The organism is Amycolatopsis albispora (genome assembly GCF_003312875.1).
Taxonomy (GTDB): domain Bacteria; phylum Actinomycetota; class Actinomycetes; order Mycobacteriales; family Pseudonocardiaceae; genus Amycolatopsis; species Amycolatopsis albispora.
Map to the genome: position 1 here is coordinate 1,795,359 of NZ_CP015163.1, position 18,834 is coordinate 1,814,192.

The 18,834-nt window shown below is 72.4% G+C and carries 9 protein-coding genes; all 9 read left to right on the forward strand.

The features are described from left to right. Positions 1-80: 80 nt before the first annotated feature. Genes A4R43_RS08385 through A4R43_RS08425 form a run of 9 tightly spaced genes read left to right on the forward strand, consistent with a single transcriptional unit; the run spans position 81 to position 18,829 of the window. A complete protein-coding gene (locus A4R43_RS08385) occupies positions 81-1,031 on the forward strand; it encodes a ParB/RepB/Spo0J family partition protein (protein WP_113691797.1) in 951 nt (316 codons plus the stop codon). After that, entirely contained in the window at positions 1,028-4,057 is a 3,030-nt protein-coding gene (locus tag A4R43_RS08390; protein ID WP_113691798.1) for a non-ribosomal peptide synthetase, read from the forward strand. Before A4R43_RS08385 ends, A4R43_RS08390 begins: the two co-directional genes overlap by 4 nt. Continuing rightward, a complete protein-coding gene (locus A4R43_RS08395) occupies positions 4,054-5,802 on the forward strand; it encodes an amino acid adenylation domain-containing protein (protein ID WP_113691799.1) in 1,749 nt (582 codons plus the stop codon). The genes A4R43_RS08390 and A4R43_RS08395 overlap by 4 nt, the downstream gene beginning before the upstream one ends. Further along, positions 5,799-8,729, forward strand: coding sequence for a type I polyketide synthase (locus A4R43_RS08400; protein WP_205215273.1), 2,931 nt, complete (start codon positions 5,799-5,801; stop codon positions 8,727-8,729). Before A4R43_RS08395 ends, A4R43_RS08400 begins: the two co-directional genes overlap by 4 nt. Next, entirely contained in the window at positions 8,722-9,828 is a 1,107-nt protein-coding gene (locus tag A4R43_RS08405) for a MupA/Atu3671 family FMN-dependent luciferase-like monooxygenase (RefSeq protein WP_236808844.1), read from the forward strand. The genes A4R43_RS08400 and A4R43_RS08405 overlap by 8 nt, the downstream gene beginning before the upstream one ends. Continuing rightward, complete coding sequence (locus A4R43_RS08410; protein ID WP_113691801.1) at positions 9,825-13,802, forward strand: non-ribosomal peptide synthetase; 3,978 nt, start codon at positions 9,825-9,827, stop codon at positions 13,800-13,802. The genes A4R43_RS08405 and A4R43_RS08410 overlap by 4 nt, the downstream gene beginning before the upstream one ends. Next, positions 13,795-15,018 (forward strand): MFS transporter, encoded by a 1,224-nt coding sequence (locus A4R43_RS08415; RefSeq protein WP_113691802.1) that lies wholly within the window; start codon positions 13,795-13,797, stop codon positions 15,016-15,018. The genes A4R43_RS08410 and A4R43_RS08415 overlap by 8 nt, the downstream gene beginning before the upstream one ends. Then, positions 15,015-18,083, forward strand: coding sequence for a non-ribosomal peptide synthetase (locus A4R43_RS08420; protein ID WP_113691803.1), 3,069 nt, complete (start codon positions 15,015-15,017; stop codon positions 18,081-18,083). Before A4R43_RS08415 ends, A4R43_RS08420 begins: the two co-directional genes overlap by 4 nt. Then, on the forward strand, positions 18,083-18,829 hold the full coding sequence (locus A4R43_RS08425) for an SDR family oxidoreductase (protein WP_113691804.1): 747 nt from the start codon (positions 18,083-18,085) through the stop codon (positions 18,827-18,829). Before A4R43_RS08420 ends, A4R43_RS08425 begins: the two co-directional genes overlap by 1 nt. Positions 18,830-18,834 lie beyond the last annotated feature (5 nt).

Here is an 18,834-nt window from a genome sequence, read left to right on the forward strand (position 1 = left end):
GTCCGGGGGCTGCTGGGGGCTCACAAACACTCGATTTCCGTTGTGTACGACGCGATTCTCGCAAGGGGGAGAGAGTCCGAATGTCGGTGTCTTCGACCGGAGCCGAGAAATGCGCGCTGCCCGTTCCCGGTGCGGTGACGATGATCAGGATCGGGCTGCTGCTGCCCGCCGATTCACCGCGCGGGGAAGGGGAATCCGCCGAGCACGTCCGGACGCTGGCGGAGGTGGACGGGCCGCTGCCGCCGATCGTGGTCCACCGGGCCACGCTGCGGGTGATCGACGGCATGCACCGCCTGCGCGCGGCCTGCCTGCGGGGTGAGCACAAGATCGCCGCGGTGTTGTTCGACGGCACCGAGCAGGAGGCGTTCCTGCTGGCGGTGAAGCTGAACACCACGCACGGCCTGCCGCTGAGCCAGGCCGACCGCCGCGCCGCCGCCACCCGCATCCTCGGTGAGTTCCCGCAGTGGTCCGATCGCGCGATCGCTTCGGTGGCCGGGGTTTCACCCAAAACCGTCGGTGCCATCCGGCGGCGTTCAACCGGCGCGTTTCCCCGGTTGAACGGCCGGGTCGGGCAGGACGGCCGGGTCCGCTCCCTCGACGCGGCCGCCGGGCGAAGACGGGCACGCGAGGTGATCCTGGCCGACCCGGACGCCTCATTGCGGACCATCGCGTCGCGCGCGGGCATCGCGCCGGCGACCGCACGCGACGTGCGGGAACGGATGCGGCGCGGGGAGGATCCGCTGCCGCCGGGGGCGCAGCCGCGGGTGCTACCGGCGAAAACCCCGCCGGTGAGCGTGACCGAGCTGGCCAACGACCCGTCGATGCGGCACAGCGAATGCGGGCGTGCCGTGCTCCGGCTGCTGAACCTGCACCCGCCGGGCCCGCGCGACTGGGAGCGACTGGCGGCGAGCGTGCCGAGTCATCGCGCGGAGGCGGTCGCCGAGGCCGCGCGGCGGTGCGCGAGTTCGTGGCAGTCCTTCGCCGAAAGCCTGGAACGCCGCGGTGACCACGAAGAGGCGTCCGGCTCATGACGGGTGTGCACGAGCTGTTCGAGCGGCGAGCCGACCAGCACCCCGAGGCACCCGCGGTCGAGTTCGGCGAGCGGCGCCTGACCTACCGGCAGCTGGACGAGGCGGCGAACCGGCTGGCGCACCACCTGCGCGGGCTGGGCACCAAGCCGGGCGTGCGCGTGGGCATCTGCCTCGAACGCTCGGCCGACGTGGCGATCTCCGTGCTGGCCGTGCTGAAGGCGGGCGGCGTCTACGTGCCGCTCGACCCCGAGTACCCGCCGGAACGCCTGGCCTACATGGCCGACGACGCCGGGGTTTCCGTGGTGGTGACCAACGAGCGCAACCGGGAACTGGTGGTGCGCGAGCGGGTGGTCGACCTCGACCGCGACCGCCGCGAGATCGACGGGCATTCCCCGGCGCGGCTTCACGCCACCGCATCGGCCGAGGCACCGGCGTTCGTGCTCTACACCTCCGGCTCGACCGGCCGTCCCAAGGGCGTGCTGACCGCGCACCGCTCGGTGGTCCGGCTGGTCTGCGACACGAACTACCTGCGCGTCGAGCCGGGTGACCGGGTGGCCCAGGGCTCGAGCTGTTCGTTCGACCCGCTCACCTTCGAGCTGTGGGGCCCGCTGCTGAACGGCGGCAGCGTGGTGGTGCTGGCGAAGGAGGTGATGGTCGATCCCGACGCGCTGGCCGCCGTGCTGCGCCGGACCGGGATCGCCGTCATGTTCATGACCACCTCGGCCTTCTACGCCGTGGTGCGGGCGCGGCCGGACACTTTCGCCTCGCTGCGGGAGCTGATCGTCGGCGGCGAAGCGCTGGAGGCGGCTCGCGTGCGGGAGCTGGCGCCGCCGCCGGGACGGCTGATCAACGTGTACGGGCCGACCGAGACCACCACCTTCGCCACCTGGTTCGACCTGACCGGACCACCCGAGGACGACGGCATTCTCCCGATCGGCACACCGGTCGCGGGCACCGAGACCTACGTGCTGGACGAGCGCGGCGAGCCGGTCGCGCCCGGGGAGGTGGGCGAGCTGTACATCGGCGGTGCCGGGGTGGGCGTCGGGTATCTGGGACGGCCGGTGCTGACCGCGGAGAAGTTCGTGCCGCACCCGTTCACCGAGCGCGCGGGCGCCCGGCTCTACCGCACCGGTGACCACGTGCGGCGGCGGCCGGACGGGGTGCTGGAGTTCGTGCGGCGCATCGACGGGCAGGTCAAGATCCGGGGTTTCCGCATCGAGATCGGTGAGGTGGAAGCGCGGCTCAAGGAGCACCCGGCGGTGCGGACGGCGGCGGTGGTGGTCGCGGAATTCCAGGGCGGGCGGCGGCTGGTGGCCTACGTGGTGCCGGAGCCGGGGCAGCGGACCGCCGCGGTGGACCTGCGGGCGTTCCTGCACCAGAGCCTGCCCGGCTACATGGTGCCGTCGGATTTTGTCACGCTCGACGCGCTTCCGTTGTCGGCCAACGGAAAGGTCGACCGGGCCGCGTTGCGGGCCGCGCCGGTACCGGAGGTGGCGGCCGAACCCGGTGCGTCCGCGACGCCGGTCGAGGAGGTGCTGACGGAGGTTTTCGCCGACGTGCTCGAGGTGCCGCGAGTACGTCCCGACGACGACTTTTTCGCGCTCGGCGGGGATTCCCTGCGGGCGACGCGGCTGGTGGCGAGGGCCAACGAGCTGCTCGGCAGCCGGATCCTGTTGCGGGACCTGCTTTCCGGGCCGAACCCGCGGGCGCTGGCGACCCACGTCGGTGACGACGCTGGCACCGCACCCGGACCGCGGCCGCGGCCGGAGCTGGTGCCGTTGTCGTTCGCCCAGCAGCGGCTGTGGTTCATGGACCAGGTCGAGCCGGGCACCTCGCGGTACAACGTGCCGATCACCTTGTCGCTCAAGGGAAAACTGGACCGGCTGGCGCTGGCCGACGCGCTGGACGAGGTGGTCGCCCGGCACGAGGCGCTGCGCACCACGTTCCCGTCACCGAAGGGCAGGCCGCGTCAGGTCGTGGCGGACGAACTCCACGTCGACCTGAACTGGACCGACCTCTCCGACGACCCCGGCGAGGCGGCGCGACTGACCATTGAGGACGGTAACGCGCCGTTCGACCTCGCCACCGGGCCGCTGGTGCGGGCCAGGCTGATCCGGCTCGGGGAGGACGAGCACCGCCTGCTGCTGGTCTTCCACCACATCGTGATCGACGCGTGGTCGCTCGACATCGTGCTCCGCGAACTCGGCGAGCTGTATTCGGGCAAGTCGCTCGCCCCGGTGACCCTGCAGTGCGCGGATCATGCGATCTGGCAACGGGAATGGCTGCGCGGTGAGGTGCTCGACGACCTGCTGCGGTACTGGCGCGCGGCCCTGGGCACCGAAGTACCCACGCTGGACCTGCCCTACGACAAGCCGGGTTCGCGTGAGGGTTTCCGCGGTGCCACCGCTGTGCGGGGGATCGACGCCGCGCTGGTGCGTGAGCTGCGGGCGCTGAGCAGGCGGCACGGCGTCACGCTGTACATGACGCTGCTCGCCGCGTTCCAGCGGCAGCTCGGGCGGTGGGCCGGAGCGGACGAGGTGGTGGTCGGCACGCCGATCGCCGGGCGGACCGCGCCCGAACTGCGGTCCGTGGTCGGCTGCCTGATCAACATGGTGCCGGTGCGCGCGAACCTGGCTACCGCCCCGGATTTTGCCAGCCTGCTGTCAAATGTCCGCGCGGACACGCTGGGCGCGTTCGCCCACCAGGACCTGCCGTTCGACCGGCTGGTGGAGGAACTCGGCCCGCGGCGGCGGCCACGGGACTTCATGCCGCTGTTCCGCGTGATGTTCAGCTTTCTCGACGCGCGTGAGCTGCCCGAGTTCCCCGGTGTCGAGGTCGGTTACCGGCTGGGCTGGCCGCAGAACGCCGCCCAGTTCGCGTTGAGCCTGGTCGTCGAGGTGGCCGGGCCCGAGCTGAAGACCACCCTGCAGTACGACAGCGACCGGTTCACCCCGGAAACCGCGATGGCCGTGCTCGACGGCTTCGAGCGCACCCTGCGTGGCGTGACTGAGGAGGATTCCCGTTGAGTGGTGAGGAATGCGTTCACGAGTGGTTCGCGCGGCAGGCCGCGCGGCGCGGTGACGCGGTCGCGGTGAGCTGCGGCCGGGAGACCCTGACCTACCGCGAACTCGACCAGCGCGCCAACCGGCTGGCCAGGCACCTGCGCTCGCTCGGCGTGGGCCCCGAGGTGCCGGCCGGGGTGTGTGCCGAACGCTCGCCGGACCTGGTGGTGGCGCTGCTCGCGGTGCTCAAGGCCGGTGGCGCGTACCTGCCGCTCGACCCGGCCCATCCCGACGACCGGCTGTCCGGGCTGCTCGCCGACGCGGGGGCGCCGGTGCTGCTGACCGACCACGCCGACCGCTCGCTTGGCGCGCGGACCGTGGTGGACCTGGCCCACACCGACCTGGACGCCTATCCCGCGACCGCGCCGGAAACCGGGGTCGGGCCGGGGAACCTGGCGTATCTGATGTACACCAGCGGTTCGACCGGCACGCCCAAGGGGGTGCTGGTCGAGCACCGCAACGTGACGCGGTTGTTCAGCAGTACCAGCGAGTTGTTCCGGTTCGGCGCGGACGACGTGTGGACGTTGTTCCACTCGGTGGCCTTCGACTTCTCGGTGTGGGAGATGTGGGGCGCGCTGCTGCACGGCGGACGGCTGGTCGTGGTGCCGCGTGACGTGGCCCGCGCGCCGGAGCGGTTCGCCGCCCTGCTGTGCGAGGAAGGCGTCACCGTGCTGAACCAGACGCCGGGCGCGTTCCGCCAGCTGGTCGCCGAGGACGAGCGCGGCCTGCCGGGCGCGCTCGCGCTGCGGATGGTGGTCTTCGGCGGGGACGTGCTGCCGTTCGAGCTACTGGAACCGTGGTTCGCGCGCCACCGGGACATCGCGCTGGTCAACATGTACGGCATCACCGAGACCACGGTGCACGTCACGCACCGGCCGCTCACCCCGGCGGACGCGGGCGCGCCGGGCAGCATGATCGGCCGCGCGCTGCCGGATCTGTCCGTGCGGTTGCTCGGCTCTGGCGAACGAGAGGGCGAGATCCTCGTGGGTGGCGCCGGGGTGACCCGGGGTTATCTCGGCAGGCCCGCGCTGACCGCGGAACGCTTCCTGCCCGATCCCCACGCGACGGTCCCGGGCGCGCGGCGGTACCGCACCGGTGATCTGGCCCGCGACCACGACGGTGACCTGCGGTTCCTCGGCCGGGCGGACAGCCAGGTCAAGATCCGCGGGCACCGGGTGGAGATCGGCGAGGTGGAGGCGGCGGTGAACGCGCACCCGTCGGTCAGCGCGGCCGCGGTGCTGGCACATCCCGACGAGACCGGCTCGCCGCGGCTGACCGCGTACTGGGTCAACGGCACCTCGGACAGCCTGAGCGCGGCCGAACTGCGCGGCCATCTCGCCGCGAAGCTGCCCGAGTACCTGCTGCCCAGCGGCTACGTGCGCCTGGACCGCCTGCCGCTGACCGCCAACGGCAAGGTCGACCGGCGGGCGCTGCCCGCGCCGGACACCGAGCGGCCCGAACTCGCCGAGCCCTATGCCGCGCCGACCACCGACCTGGAGGAGACGCTGACCCGGATCTGGGCGAGCGTGCTCGGGCTCGACCTGGTCGGCATCGACGACGACTTCTTCGAGCTGGGCGGGCATTCGCTGCTGGCCGCGCAGGTGGTCGCCGAGCTGAAGGACCGGCTGGGCATTCCGGCGTCGCTGCGGTTGCTGTTCGACCAGCCGACCGTCCGCACCTTCGCCGCCCGGATCAAGGAGGCATCGTGAGCGAGCACGTGGCGGTCGTCGGGCTGAGCGCACGGTTCCCCGGGGCGGCGGACACCGAGGAGTACTGGCGGCTGCTGACCGAGGGCCGGGAGGGCATCAGGCACTTCACCACGGACGAACTGGCCGCCGCCGGGGTGTCCGCCGAGCGGCTGGCCGACCCGGCGTTCGTGCCCGCCGCGGGCACGCTGGAGCGGCCGGCCGAGTTCGACGCGGAGTTCTTCGGCTTCACCAGGGCCGAGGCCGAGCTGACCGATCCGCAGCAGCGGCTGTTCCTGGAGGGCGCCTGGCAAGCGCTGGAGGACGCCGGTTACGTGCCGTCGGCCTTTCCCGGCCGGATCGGCGTGTTCGCCGGTGCCTCGACCACGCGGTACCGGGCCGAGCGGATCGGGGACGGCGACCGGTTCCACCCGATGCAGGTGGCCATCGGCAACGACCTGGACATGCTGGCGCTGCGGGTGTCCTACCACCTGGACCTGCGTGGCCCGAGCATGACCGTGCAGACCACCTGCTCGTCGTCGGCGGTGGCCGTGCACCTGGCCGCGCAGAGCCTGCTGCTGCACGAATCCGATCTGGCGCTGGCCGGTGGGGCCGCGGTCCGGTTCCTCGAACCACAGGGGTACGCCCACGCCGAGGGGGACATCGCCTCACCGGACGGGCACTGCCGCCCGTTCGACGCCGAGGCGGCGGGCACGGTCGCCTCGGACGGGGTCGGCGCGGTGGTGCTCAAGCGGCTCGACGAGGCGGTCGCCGACGGGGACCACATCTACGCCGTGCTGCTGGGTTCGGCGGTGAACAACGACGGGCGCGCCAAGGTCGGCATCACCGCGCCGTCACCGGACGGGCAGGCCGCGGTGATCGCCGACGCGCTCGCCGTCGCCGGTGCCGACCCCGCCACGATCCAGTACGTCGAGGCCCACGGCACCGCGACCAGGCTGGGCGATCCGATCGAGGTCCGCGCGCTGACCACGGCGTTCGGGCCGGACACGAAGCGGTGCCTGCTGGGCTCGGTGAAGTCGAACATCGGGCACGCCGACGTGGCGGCGGGCGTGGCCGGGGTGATCAAGCTGGCGCTGGCGCTGGACCGGCGGTACCTGCCGCCGACGCGGAACTTCACCACGCCGAACCCCGAAATGGGGCTGGACGCCACGCCGTTCCGGGTGGTGGACACCGGAATGCCGTGGCCGGAGGCGGAGCACCCGCCGCGGGCGGGGCTCAGCTCGTTCGGCATCGGCGGCACCAACGCGCACCTGGTGTTCGAGGCGGCACCACAGGTGGAGCGGGCGGCGCGGCCGCGCCGGGACTGGCAGGTGCTGCCGTTGTCCGCGCGCACCCCGGCCGCGCTCGACGCCGCCACCGACCGGCTTGCGCGTCACCTCGAACAGCATCCCGACGCCGACCTCGCCGACGTGGCGCACACCCTCCAGGTCGGCCGGACCGCGTTCGCGCACCGGCGGACCATCGTCTGCCGCGACCGGGCCGGAGCGCTGACCGAGCAGGCGGCCACCACCTTCACCGAGCGCACGCCCAGGGTGGTGTTCCTGTTCCCCGGCCAGTCGAGCCAGTACCCGGGCATGGGCGCGCGGCTCTACCGCGCAGAGCCGGTGTTCCGGTCCACTCTGGACGAATGCGCGGACCTGCTCGGCTGGGACGTGCGGCAGGCGGCGTTCACCGGCACGGCCGAATCGCTGCGGCGAACCGAGCACACGCAGGCGACGGTGTTCTGCGTGGACTACGCGCTGGCGCGGCTGCTCATGTCGTGGGGTATCGAGCCGGACGCGATGATCGGGCACAGCCTCGGTGAGTACGTGGCCGCATGCCTGTCCGGCGTGTTCTCGCTGCCGGACGCGCTGGCCGTGGTGTCGGCGAGGAGCCGCCTGATGGCGGAGCTGCCCGCCGGGCGGATGCTGGCCGTGGCGGCCGGGGTGGACGCGCTCGCCGGCGACCTGAACGTGGCGGCGGTGAACGGCCCGGAGGCGACCGTGCTGTCCGGCACGGCCGAGGAAATCGAGCTGGCGCGGGAAAAGCTGGCTGCCGAGGGCCTGCTGGTCCGTGAGCTGCGGACCTCGCACGCGTTCCACTCGGCGATGATGGAGCCGGCGCTGCCCGGCATCCGGGAGGCCGTCGCCGCCGTCACGCGCGGGGAGCCGCGGATCCCGTTCCTGTCCAATGTGACCGGGGACTGGATCACCGCGGACCAGGCCGCCGATCCGGACTACTGGGCCAGGCACACGCGCCTGCCGGTCCGGTTCGCCGACGGGATCACCACCGCACTGGCCGACAGCGACCCGGTTTTCGCCGAGGTCGGGCCGGGCAACGCGCTGAGCGGGCTGGTGCAGGGCCGCGCCGAGGTGGTGACCCTGTTGCGGCGGGCCAGGAACGGCACCGTCGAGGAGACCCGCTCGGTCACCGAAGGCGTCGCCGCCCTGTGGCGGCACGGGGTTCCGGTCGACTGGACGGCCTTCGGCGGCGGCAGGCGGGTTTCCCTGCCCACCTACCCGTTCCAGCGCGAGCACCACCTGCTGCCGAAGCCGGGCGAGGCACCGCGGCGGGAGGCCGAGCCGGAGCCGGTCGCGCCACCGGCGTGGGAACCCGGCCCGGCGTGGCCGGACGACGAGCTGATGCGTGAGGTGGCCGAGGTCTGGCACGAGGTGATCGGCGTGTCCGGCTTCGGCCCGGACGACGACTTCTTCGAGCTGGGCGGCAATTCGCTGAGCGCCATCCAGATCGTGTCCCGGCTGCGGCAGCGCTACGGCCAGCTGCCGATGAGCGTGATCTTCGAGGCGCCGACGGTGGCCGAGGTGTCGGTGGCGATCCGCGCGCACCAGGCCGCCGGGGTCGACCCGGACACGCTCGAAGCCCTGCTGGGAGAAGTCGAAGGCGGCGTTGAAGTCGAAGGCACAGCCACGACCGGAGGTTCGCATGACTGAGACCACCCACCGGGCCAAGGCACGCGCACCGCGGTCCCGGCCGCGGCGGCCGACCAGCACGATGGACTTCACCCTGTTCTTCTTCTCCGGCGACGGCACGGGCAGCGGGCCCGGCAAGTACCAGCTGCTGCTGGACTGCGCCGAGTTCGCCGACGCGCACGAGTTCACCGCGATCTGGGTGCCGGAACGCCACTTCGTCGATTTCGGCGGCCTGTACCCGAATCCGTCGGTGCTGGCGGCGGCGCTGGCCACGCGGACCGAGCGGATCCAGCTCCGCGCCGGGAGCGTGGTGGTGCCGCTGCACCACCCGGTCCGGATCGCCGAGGAGTGGGCGGTGGTGGACAACCTCTCGGGTGGCCGGGTGGGGATCGCCTGCGCTTCGGGCTGGCATCCCAACGACTTCGTACTGGCACCCGAGCGCTACAAGGGCCGCAAGGACGACATGTTCGCCGCCATCGAGACGATCCGGCGGCTGTGGGCCGGGGAGACGGTGGAGCTGGACGGCCCGGAGGGCAGCGTGGTCGGGGTGCGGACGCTGCCCCGGCCGCTGCAGGAGCGGCTGCCGATGTGGGTGTCCTCGCAGGGCAGCATCGACACCTTCCGGCGGGCGGGCGAGGTTGGCGCGCACGTGCTGACCGGGCTGGTCGCGCAGCGGCTGAGCGATCTCGGCGAGAAGATCACCGCGTACCGGACCGCGCTGGCCGAGGCCGGGCACGATCCGGCGCTGGGCAAGGTTTCGGCGATGGCGCACACCTTTCTCGGCCCGTCCGACGACGAGGTCAAGGAGCTGGTGCGGGCACCGCTGATCGGCTACCTGCGCAACTTCCTGTCCCAGCAGGACGGCACCGGCGGTGAGTTCAGCCCGCTCAACGAGGAGGAGCGGGAGGCCATGCTGGCCGCCAGCTTCGAGCGCTACTTCGCCACGATCGCCTTGCTGGGCACGCCGGACAAGTGCGAGACGCTGATCGAGGACCTGCTCGACATCGGGGTGGACGAGGTGGCGTGCCTGGTCGACTTCGGCCTCGAACCGGACACCGTGCTGTCCGGGCTGCGCTACCTCGACGAGCTGCGGGCGCGTTACCGCGGGGAGCGGGCATGACCGAGCTCGCCGCCCGCCTGGCCAAGCTGACCCCGGAGCAGCGCGCCCGGCTCGACGCCAAGCTGCGTGCCAAGGCCGGCCGGTCCGCGTTGCTGAACCGGGTGCCCAAGCGCCAGCGGGCGAACCGGGTGCCGCTGACGGTGGACCAGGAGCGGATCTGGCTGATCCACCAGTTCGACCCGGCGGATCCGGTCTACAACGTGCACTTCGGCACGCACCTGACCGGCGAGCTGTCGGTGGAGGCGCTGGAGCGGGCGGTGAACGCCTTCGCCGCGCGGCACGAAGCCCTGCGCACCACCTTCGAAACCGACGGGCTGCGCCCGGTGCAGGTGATCCACGACGAACTGCCGATCAAGATCCGGCACGCGGTGGCGCGGGACCTGGCCGAGGCGCACCGGCTGGCCGGGGAAGAGGCGAGCGTGCCGATCGACATCGTGCGCGGGCCGCCGATGCGGGTGACCTTGTTCCGGCTGGGCGATGCCGAGCACGTGATGGTGGTGGTGGTCGACCACCTGGTGTGGGACCGCGGCGTCACCGGCATGTTCGAGGGCGACCTGGTGCGGTTGTACAACGCGTTCGCCACCGGGATGGAGCCGGACTACCCGCCGCTGGAGATCCAGTACGCCGACTACGCCGAATGGCAGCCGTACTGGCTGCGCGAGGAACTGCACCGGCGGCAGATCCCGTACTGGACCGACCGGCTCGCCGGGGCGTCGATGGTGCTGGAGCTGCCGCCCGACCGCCCGCGCCCGCCGGTGCAGACCTTCAACGGCGCGCGCTACCGGTTCGAGATGAGCCGGGAGCTGACGCTGGGGCTGCGCGCGCTGGCCCGGCGCGAGGGCGTGACGGTGAACGTGACGCTGCTGGCCGCGTGGTACGCGCTGCTGCACCGGTACACCGGCGAGCAGGACATCATCGTCGGCACCACCTCGTCCACGCGCAGCAGGCCCGAGCTGGAGCCGATCGCGGGGTACTTCCTGACCATGCTGCCGCTGCGCACCACGGTGACCCCGGAGCAGACCTTCCGCGAGCTGATCGCGGCCACGCGGGCGACCATGGTCGGCGCGTTCGCGCACCACGACACCCCGTTCGGCGCGCTGCTCGACGAGCTGGACATCGAACGCGACCCCAGCCGGAACCCCGTGTACCAGGTGTCGTTCATCTTCGTCGACTTCAACGAGCCCGCGGTGCCCATGCACGGGCTCGAGGTCGAGCAGCTGACCTTCGACAACCACACGGCCAAGGACGACTGCATGCTGTGCGTCTGGGACGAGGAGGCGGTCGCCGACCACTTCTTCGGCCTGTTCGAGTACAACACCGACCTGTTCACCGAGGACACCATCGCCCGCATGTGGCGGCACCTGGAACGGCTGCTGGAACAGGTGGCGGTGGACCCGGAGCCGCGGTTGCGGGAGCTGTCGCTGGCCGGTCCGGACGAGGTCGAGCTGGTGCTGCGCGACTGGAACCGGACCACAGTGGACGGTCTGACCGCGGCCGGGGTCGAAGAACTCGTGCGGCGGCGGGCACTGTCCACACCGGACGCGGTCGCGGTGGTCTGCGGCCAGGAATCGCTGACCTACGCGGAACTGGTGGATCGCGCGCTCCGGCTGGCCGGGTACCTGCGGCAGCGTGGCGCGCGGCCGGAGACGGTGGTCGCGGTCTGCCTGGACCGGTCACCGGAGCTGGTGGTCGCGTTGCTCGGCGTGCTGCTGAGCGGGGCCGCGTACCTGCCGCTCGACCCGGCGCACCCGGCGGAACGGCGCGCGGCGATGACCGCCGACGCCGGGGCGCTGCTGGTGGTCACCGAGGACACCGTGCGCGCGGCGGCCACCGCCGAGCTGCCCGCCGATCTTCCTCCGGTACCACCGGACTTCCTCGCCTACGTCATCTACACCTCGGGCTCGACGGGCAAGCCCAAGGGCGTCGAGGTGACCAGGGGCGGCCTGGTCAACCTGATCCGGTCGCTGGCCGGGGAGATCTCGCTGCGGCCGGACGACGTGCTGGTCGCGGTCACCTCGGTGTCGTTCGACATCGCCGGGTTCGAGCTGTACGCGCCGCTGGTCACCGGCGGGCGCGTGGTGCTGGCCCGCACGCCCGAGATCCGCGACGGCCGGCGGCTGGCCGCGTTGCTCGACGACGCGGGCGCCACGGTCATGCAGGCCACGCCGAGCGCGTGGCAGCTGCTGCTGGAAGCGGGCTGGCGCAACGACCGCGGCCTGCGGGTGATCACCGGGGGCGAACCGCTGCCGCCCTCGCTCGCGGCCGAACTGGTCACCAGCCGGACGTGGAACGTCTACGGGCCGACGGAGACCACCATCTGGTCCACGGCCAAGGCGATGGACACCGGCACCGAGCGGATCTCCATCGGCGGGCCGCTGGCCAACACCGAGGTCTACGTGCTCGACGAGGCGCTGCGGCCGGTGCCGATCGGCATGCCGGGTGAGCTGTACCTCGGCGGGGCCGGGGTGGCGCGGGGTTACCGGGGCCGTCCGGAGCTGACCGCCGGGCGGTTCGTGCCGGATCCGTTCTCCGGCAGGCCGGGCGCGCGGTTGTACCGCACCGGCGACCAGGTCCGGTTCGCCGCGGACGGGAACCTGTACTTCCTCGGGCGCGACGACGGCCAGGTCAAGCTGCGCGGGTACCGGATCGAGCTGGGCGAGGTGGAAACGCGGCTGGCCGGGCACCCGCGGGTGCGCCAGGCGGTGGCGGTGATCCGGGAGGACCGGCCGGGGGACCGGCGCCTGGTCGCCTACGTCCGTTTTGTGCAAGGTGAGGCGACGCCGGAGGAACTGCGTGCGCACCTGAGCACCTTCCTGCCCGAGTACATGATCCCGTCGGCGTTCGTGCCGGTGACCGAGTTCGCGCTGACCACCAGCGGCAAGATCGACCGCCGCGCGCTGCCCGCCCCACCGGCCCGGCGCACCGGCGACTACACCCCGCCGCGTGATCCGGTCGAGCTGGAGGTCGCGCACGTGTGGGAGGAGGTGCTCGGGGTGCGCCCGGTCGGGCTGCGTGAGCGGTTCTTCGACCTCGGCGGCCATTCGCTGCTGGTGCTGCGGCTGATGGCCGAGATCGAGCGCCGCTTCGGCCAGGAGCTGCCGATGGCGGCGATCTTCCAGGGCGCCACGGTCGAGCGGTTCGCGCAGATGCTGCGTGAGGGCTACCGGCCGCGCGAGCGCGAGCACCTGGTGGAGATCAAGGCCGGAGGTGAGGGCACACCGTTGTTCTTCGCGCACCCGGCGGGCAGTGAGGTCGTCTGCTACATGCCGTTCGCGAAACTGCTGGCGGGGCGCCCGCTGTACGCGATCGCCGCGCCCGCGACGCCGGACGCGGGCTTCGCCGGCTTCGAGGAACGCGCCGCGGCCTACGCGAAGCTGATGCGCGAGGTCCAGCCGCGCGGGCCGTACGTGCTGGCGGGCTGGTGCTACGGCGGGATCAACGCCTTCGCCATCGCGCGGTCGCTGGAAGCCCAGGGAGAGCAGGTTTCCTTGCTGCTGCTGGACGCCTACGGCCCCGAGGAGATGGTGGACGGCGAGGATCCCGGCCGGGCGGCGATCGTCGAAGGGCTGGCGCTGAACCTGCAGTGGGACCGCACCGATGACCTGAAGTCGCTGGCCGAGCTCGGCGCGATGAGCGACGACGAGCAGCTCGACTACCTGCTCATGCTGGCGCGCCGCGGTGACTACCTGCCGCAGGACGCCGGGCGCGAGCAGATGAACACCTTCCTCGGGCTGTGGACGGCGAACCTCCGGCTGTCCTGGCGGTACCGGCCGACCCCGATGCGCGGACCGATCACCCTGATCCAGGCCCGCGAAGAGGATCCGGAGCTGTTCACCAGCTGGCGCCCGCTGGCCGGTGGCGGGTTCGACGTCCGGCTGGTCGGCGGCAACCACTACACGATGATGCGTGAGCCGCGCATCGCCGAGGTCGCCGCGGCCATCGACGCCTGCCTGGCCGGAGCCGCGGATGCGTGAGCTGCTGCGCGATCCGGTCTACCTCCGCTACTGGCTCGCCGTGGTGGTGTCGTTCCTCGGCGACGCGATGACCCGGATCACGCTGATCTACCTGACCGCGCAGCTGACCGGCAGCCCGGCCATGATCGCGGTGGTGGTGTTCGCGCAGTTGCTGCCGCAGGGCGCGCTCGGGGCGTTCGCGGGCCCGCTGATCGACCGGCTGCCGAAGCGGGCCGTGCTGGTCACCGCCGATCTCACGCGGGCGCTCGTGGTCGGGTCGATGATCTTCTTCACCGAGTCGGTCTGGGCGCTGCTGGTGCTGATCCTGCTGTCCGGGGTGGGCACCGCGTTCTTCGAGACCGCGCGGATCGCGGCGGTGCCGACGATCGTGGCCGGCAAGAGCCTGCCGACCGCGATCGCGTTGTTCCAGAGCACCTACCAGACCCTGCAGCTGGCCGGGCCCGCGCTCGGCGGGCTGCTGCTCACCTTCGCCGGGACCGGGCTGGTGCTGGCCATCGACGCGGCCACCTTCGTGGTGTCCGCCCTGCTGCTGGGCAGCCTGGGCGTGCTGCGGCACGTGCCGTCGGCGACCGGTGAGCGTGAGCCGTACTGGCGTTCGCTGGCGGCCGGGGTCCGCGGGGTGCTGGCGATCCCGTCGCTGCGGTTCGTCTTTGTCGCGCTGATCCCGGCGACCGCGGTGTTCGGCCTGTTCACCACGAACTTCAACGCCGAGCTGCTGACCGTGTTCGACCTGCCCGCCGCGGCGTACGGGTTCGCGCAGGCGTGCCTGGCGGTGGGCTCGGTGCTCGGCGCGCTGCTCGGGCCCGCGCTGATCCGGCGGTACCGGGCACCCGCGACGCTGCTGGTGGTGGCGATCGCGCTGTTCGGGGTGTCGCTGGTGCTGCTCGCGCCCACGCAGTGGCTGTGGGGACACGTCGGCATCGCCGCGGTACTGCCGTGGTGCCTGATCGCCGGGCTGTTCACCAGCCTGTACCAGGTGCCCGCGGCCAACACGCTGCTCGGCGACCTGCCGGAGGACCTGCGCGGGCGGGGCGTCGGGCTGCTCAACACCGCGACCTACGGCCTGACCCTGGCCGGGGTGGCCATCGGCGGCGTGCTGGCCGCCGGGATCGGGGTGGCCGCGTCGGTGGTGGTCGCCGGGGCGGCCCTGGTGCTGGTCACCGGGCTGCTGCTGCCCTACGCCCGAGTCACCAGGCAAACCGAGGAGCCGGTATGACGATTCCGCTTTCGGCCGCGCAACGGCGCCTCTGGGTGCTCGCCGAGCTGCGGCCGGACGATCCCTTCTACAGCATCCCGTTCGCCGTGGACCTCAGCGGGGAACTCGACGTGCCCGCGCTGGAACGGGCGGTCGCCGAGGTCGTGCGGCGGCATCCGCCGTTGCGCAGCAGCATCGAGCGTGACGCCACCGGGGAACTCGTGCACCGGGTCCACCCGGCGGGTCCGGTGTCCATCCCGGTGGTGGAGCCGGGCATCGAGGACCGGTTCGCCGCCGAGCCGTTCGACCTGGCCGACGGCCCGTTGTTCCGCACCGCGCTGGTGCGGTACGGCCCGCGTTCGCACCGGCTGCTGGTGAACGTGCACCACATCGTGTTCGACGGGCCGTCGCTGCACCTGTTCATGGCCGAGCTGACCGCGTCGTACGAGGGCAAGCCGCTGCCCGAGCTGCCGCTGAGCTACGCGGACTGCCTGCGGTCGCAGCCGTCACCGTCGGTGCGGTACTGGACCGAGCGCCTGGCCGGGGCGCCGGAGACGGTGGACCTGCCGCTCGACCGGCCCCGCCCGGCGGCCAGCGAGCACCGGCTGGCGCGGCATTCCCGGTTGCTGCCGCAGGAGATCCTCGATCCGCTCGCGGTGCTCGCCCGCCGCAACCGCGCGACCATGTTCATGGTCACCAAGGCCGCCTGCGACGTGCTGCTGCGTCAGCACGGCGCGACCGACGTGCTCATCGGCGTGCCGCTGGCCGGGCGGGACACCGCCGAGGCGGCCGGGCTGATCGGCTACCTGACGCGGCCGGTGGTGCTGCGGACCACGCTGTCCGACGAGCACGCCTTCACCGATGTGCTGCGCCTGGTGCGGGAGGACGTGCTGGACGCGCACACCCACGGCGAGCTGCCCTTCGACGCGGTGCTGCCCGCGCTCGGCGTGGCCAGGGATCCCAGCTACGACCCGTTCCACCAGGTCATCTTCGGCTACGTCGGCCGGTTGCCGGTGACCGGCGCCGGTGGGGTCGAATTCCGCGCCTCCTACCTGACGGTGCCGACCACCGCGGTGGAGCTGGAGGTGACCGTGCACGAGACCGACGGCGGCCTGCGCGCGGACTTCGACTACCGGGCCGACCTGTTCGAGCCGGTGACCATCGAGCGGATGGCGGCCCGGCTGGAGACGATCCTGCGCCGGGCCGGGGCCGATCCGCTGACGCGCGTGGCGGAGCTGATCCTGCCGGACGGGGCCGAGTACGAGCAGGCGGTGGTGACCTGGAACGACACCCGCGCGGACTACCCGTCGGGGCGCGGCATCCACGAACTGGTCGAGGACCAGGCCGAGCGCACGCCGGACGCGGTCGCGGTGGAGGACGGCGGCCGGAAGTGGACCTACCGCGAACTCGAGGAGCGCGCGAACCAGGTGGCGCACCAGCTCCACGCGCTCGGCATCGCACCGGAGACGCCGGTCGGGGTGAGCCTGCCTCGCACGGCGGAGTTGCTCGCCGTGCTGCTGGGCATCTTCAAGGCGGGCGGGGTGTACCTGCCGCTGGAACGGTCGCTGCCGGTGAACCGGTTGCGGGCGATGGTCGAGGACGCGGCGCCGGCCGTGATCCTCGCGGACGATCCGTCCATTGAGTCCACTGTGGACTTCGGGGTGCCGGTGGTCCACCCGGCCGGGGGCGGGCCGGCCGAGCGCGTGCGGTATCCGGTCGAGGCGGGCAACGCGGCCTACATCCTGTACACCTCCGGGTCCACCGGTGGCCCGAAGGGCGTGGTGCTGGAGCACCGCAACCTGAACAACCTGCTGACCTGGGCGCACCGCGAACTCGGCACGGCGGCGTTCGCGTCGGTGCCGTTCATCAGCTCGCTGTCCTTCGACGTGTCGATGTGGGAGATCTTCACGACGCTGACCTGCGGTGGGACCGTGCTGATCGCCGAGGACGCGTTCGACCTGCGGGCGGGCACGCCGGTGAGCCTGCTGACCGCGGTGCCGTCGATCCACGCGGAGCTGCTGAAGCTGGGCGGGGTGCCGTCGTCCGCGCGCACGATCGTGTCGAACGGCGAGGTGCTGCCACCGTCCGTGCTCGCCGACCTGGCCGGGCTCGGTACCGCCGACACCATCTACAACATGTACGCCCCGACCGAGACCACCACGTTCTCGCTGTTCAACGTGGTGCGCCCGGGTGAGCCGATTCCGCTGGGGCGGCCGATGGCCAACACGATGGCCTACGTGCTGGACGCGCGGCTGCGGCCGGTTCCGCCGGGTGTGGTCGGGCAGCTGCACCTCGGTGGTGCCGGGATCACCCGCGGTTACCTGAACAAGCCGTCGCTGACCGCGGACCGGTTCCTGCCCGATCCGTTCACCACCGAGCCGGGGCAGCGCATGTACGCCACCGGCGACCTGGTGCGGCACGGGCCGGACGGCCGGGTGCTGTTCGTCGGCCGCGTGGACCACCAGGTGAAGCTGCGGGGTGCCCGGATCGAACTCGGTGAGGTCGAAGCGGCGCTGCGCACGCATCCGGCGGTCGGCGAGGCGTGTGCGGTGGTGCTGCGCGGGAGCACCGATTCGCTGGCCGCGGCGGTGGTGGCACGCGGCGAGGTCGATCCGGCCGCGCTGCGCGACCACCTGCGGGAGCTGTTGCCCGGGTACATGGTGCCCGACCGGATCACGCTCGCCGGCGCGTTGCCGTTGCTGCCCAGCGGCAAGCTCGACCGCAAGCGGATCACGCAGGACCTCGCGGCCGAACCCGTTGCGGTGGACGAAGATCCACCCGCCGGTGAGGTCGAGCGGCGGGTGGCCGAGGCGTGGACGGCGGTGCTCGGGCAGCCGGTGGGCGCGAACCGCAACTTCTTCGAGGCGGGCGGCAACTCGCTGGCCCTGATCACGTTGCGGGAGCGGCTGCGGGCGGACCTGGGCAAGCCGGTGCGCACGGTGGAGCTGTTCCGCCACCCCACGATCCGCGCGATGGCGGCGTTCCTGGCCAACGGTGACGGTGAGACCGAGCGACCGGACCTCACCGGCCGGGTACGGGCTCGCCGGGCGGCCATCGCCCGGCGGCGGACCGCGGAGCGGCGCTGATGGACATCGGCTCCTGCCGGGCCATCGTCACCGGCGCCGCGAGCGGACTGGGCCGGGCGTGCTGCCTCGGCCTGGCCGAAGCGGGCGCCGAGGTGGTGGCCGTGGACACCGACCGGAAAGGACTGGACGCGCTGGCCGGTGACCGGATCTTCCCGCGGGAAGCCGACGTCACCCGGGAACGGGACGTGGCCGGTGCGGTGGAGGCGGCCTTCGCGCGGTTCGGCCGGGTGGACGTGCTGGTGAACTTCGCCGGGATCTACCGCGACGGCCTGCTGGTCAAGGACATCGGGGACGGCGACTTCGTCTCCATGCCGCTCGCGCAGTGGCGGGCGGTGCTCGACACCGATCTGACCGGGACCTTCCTGCCGGTGCGCGAAACCGCGGTGCGCATGGTGCGCGCGGGCGTCCGGCCGGGTGTGCTCATCACTGTCTCGTCGGTGTCGCGCGCGGGGAACGCGGGGCAGGGCAACTACGCCGCGGCCAAGGCGGGCGTGGTGGCGTTCACCCGATCGGTCGCACTGGAACTGGCGCCGCACGGCATCCGCGCGGCGGCCATCGCACCCGGCTTCATCGACACGCCGATCCTGTCCGCGATGGACCCGGCCCGGCTCGCCGCGCGGGTGGACGAGATCCCGGTGCGGCGGCTGGGCACCCCGGCGGAGATCTTCGCCGGGGTCCGCTTCGCCATCGAATGCGAGTACTTCACCGGCCGCTGCCTGGACATCGACGGCGGCCTGGCACTGTGACCACG